General features: G+C 66.3%; 3 protein-coding genes and 1 tRNA gene. 2 read left to right on the top strand and 2 right to left on the bottom strand.

All coding sequences use genetic code 11. The features are described 5' to 3' along the window. Positions 1-574 (bottom strand): M23 family metallopeptidase (locus tag DBR22_RS25125; RefSeq protein ID WP_258229428.1); only part of this gene is annotated, 574 nt, incomplete at its 3' end. Between the two features lie 230 nt (positions 575-804). On the opposite strand from DBR22_RS25125, the gene DBR22_RS23110 reads away from it, so the two are divergent. Then, a complete protein-coding gene (locus DBR22_RS23110) occupies positions 805-1722 on the top strand; it encodes an oxygenase MpaB family protein (protein ID WP_108600892.1) in 918 nt (305 codons plus the stop codon). Positions 1723-1839: 117 nt separating this feature from the next. Here DBR22_RS23110 and DBR22_RS23105 read toward each other — a convergent pair. Next, positions 1840-1924: transfer RNA gene (locus tag DBR22_RS23105), tRNA-Ser, on the bottom strand. A gap of 312 nt (positions 1925-2236) precedes the next feature. On the opposite strand from DBR22_RS23105, the gene DBR22_RS23100 reads away from it, so the two are divergent. Then, positions 2237-2560 (top strand): hypothetical protein, encoded by a 324-nt coding sequence (locus DBR22_RS23100; protein WP_108600893.1) that lies wholly within the window; start codon positions 2237-2239, stop codon positions 2558-2560. Positions 2561-2594: the final 34 nt, after the last annotated feature.

Here is a 2594-nt window from a genome sequence, read left to right as displayed (position 1 = left end):
CGGCGACGGCTTCCAGGTGGTTGTACGTGGTGATGAGGCCATTGCCGTGGTCAATCTCCACCCGGTTGCCGCCACCCCAAGGGTGCCAGCCCGCCGCCCGCACCACCCCGGTGTCCGCGGCGTAGACCCTGGTGCCGCAGCGGGCTGCGTAGTCCTGGCCCAGATGAAAGTCCCCGCCGGAGCCGGTGAGCGGACTGACCCGGTACCCAAAGTGTGAGCTCTCGTTGAGCACTTCCAGCGGAGCCATCAGGGATCCAGCGGGCGGCCGCTTCAAGCCTGCCGAGGCAACATTGAGCTTGGGCTGCTCACCCTTTGCCACGCTCGTAACGATGGTGCGGTGGAAAGGGACCAGCGCCCTGGCGTCGATAGCAAAGCCGCCGGCCGGCGCCGGAAGCGGCGTCTGTTCGACGGTCCCGGACGGGCCCACCGACGGAGGGGTGACCACAGACGTTGCGGGGCCTGCGCTCAGGGCTGCCGGACCGACGTCGGACGTTTTGCCGGGCGGCGGGATCCATGGGAGTCCGAGAGCCAGGGCTGAGGCAGAAACCGCCACGGCGGCCGCGAGCACGCGCACCGCTGAAGCACAGGGTCCGGCGGACTCCCTCCCGCGGCCTGCTCCCCAATGATTTCCCACGCGTCGACTCCCGGATAGACCCGCTGGACCCCAATCCGAACAGGCGTACCCTCTCATGGGACCACATCGAATGGAGCCTGTGAACCCCGGCGTCCAAGCGTTGTGGATATTTTGTGGCCCCCAGCCGGTGGGCCGTCCTGCCGGCAGGAAATCTGCGACAGAATGGGGATATGCGCAACCTCCTCAGGGAATGGCAGGGCGAGTTGAAGCGTGCCTTTACCGGCAGCGCTGATGCCCTTCCGGCATGGGTTCCGCACCTTGCCGAAGGGGACGATCCCGGCTACCACCTGCCAGGCTCCGCGGTGTGGGCGGTGCATGGTTCCATGCCGACAATTGTTGCCGGGATCCGCGCGCTGCTGATGCAGGCCCTGCATCCTGCCGCCTTGGCCGGAGTCCACGAGCATTCGGCTTTCCGGGACGATCCGTTGGGCAGGCTGGCCCGGACCATCCGCTGGATCTTCACCGTGACGTACGGGTCCAAGGCTGCCGCCGAGGAGGCGTCGGCGCGGCTTCGGCGCCTGCACGAGCCCGTGCAGGGCAGCTTCACCAACGGCCACGGCATGCAGCGAAGCTACTCGGCCAACGATCCCGATCTGGCACGGTGGGTCCACATCGCCTTCGTGGACGCTTTCCTGACGGCCCACAAGATCTGGGGCGGCACCATCCCGGGCGGCCCGGATGCCTATGTCCGTGAGTGGGCCCAGGCCGGCCGGCTGATGGGGGTAGAGGATCCGCCGCTTACCGAGGCGGAGATGCGCGGGCAACTGGACCGCTGGTACGACGCCGGGGAGCTCCGCGCGGACAGCCGGCTCGCAGAAACTGTTGAGTTCATCCGCAACCCGCCGCTGCATCCGCTGCTGCGCCCGGGCTACCGGGTGATGTTCGCAGGCGCCGTGTACAGCCTCGAGCCGAAGTACCGCCGCATGCTTGGTCTTCGCGTGCCGTCTTTAGGGCCCCTCCCCCTGCCGGTGCGGTTCGCCACCACAGTGGCTCTCGGCGTCGTACGCCTGGCATTGGGACGGCGGGGACCCAGCGAACTCGCTGCCCGCGAGCGGCTCAGGCGGCTGGGCTACAACTTCGACAGCTGAAAATATCACCGTCGAGGGAAAAATCGGCTCCGGATAGCCCATGCAGATGAAATGCGGGTGTGCCCGCAAAATGCAAAATCCCGGCCCTGACATAGGTCAGGACCGGGATTAATTGCGCGGAGAATGGGGGATTTGAACCCCCGAGGGCGTTAACCCAACACGCGTTCCAGGCGTGCGCCATAGGCCGCTAGGCGAATTCTCCAGCTGCTTCTGAATCAAAAGCAGATACTAGACTACCTGAACTTTTCGGCTTCGCCCAATTGACGCCCCGGGCCCCAGCCCGCACGGCCGGCCCGAGGAAACGACCCCGCGCCTTAACGCCAAAATGGACGCCCCCAACGCGCCCATTCCACCGGTACCCGTTGAGCTGCCGGGTCCGGCCGTCGCGCCAGGCCCCGCAGCTCACAATCTTGAGATTGCCCCAATCGGTGTACATACCCATGATCAGGCCTGCCCGCCGGATAAGCAATGAAAAGTGGGCGTTGACACCTGCGGTTACTGGGACGATGAAGCCATGACCCGCCTGAATGCCCTGGTGATTTACGTCCCTGCGACCCACACCGAAATGCTGCTGTCAGCCATCGGCGATGCCGGAGCGGGCCAGCTGGGCAACTACTCGCATTGTTCCTTCATCACACCCGGGACCGGCCACTTCACGCCGGGCGTAGGGGCGACGCCATTCATTGGCGGGGAAGGGCGGGCGGCCACCGTGGCTGAAGACAGGATCGAATGCGTTGTTGAGGAAGAGCTGCTCGAGGCCGTGGTGCTGGCCCTGCGCGCTGCCCACCCGTATGAGGAGCCTGCTTTTATGAGCTGGCCGGTGGACGGCTGGCGCTAGCCTGCCCGCGGGCCGGCCGGGGGCATTCCGGGGG

Source organism: Arthrobacter sp. HMWF013 (assembly GCF_003061105.1).
In the GTDB taxonomy this organism is placed as follows: Bacteria; Actinomycetota; Actinomycetes; order Actinomycetales; family Micrococcaceae; genus Arthrobacter.
Note: the sequence above shows the minus strand (reverse complement) of the source record. Positions and strands in the feature narration are given on the sequence as shown.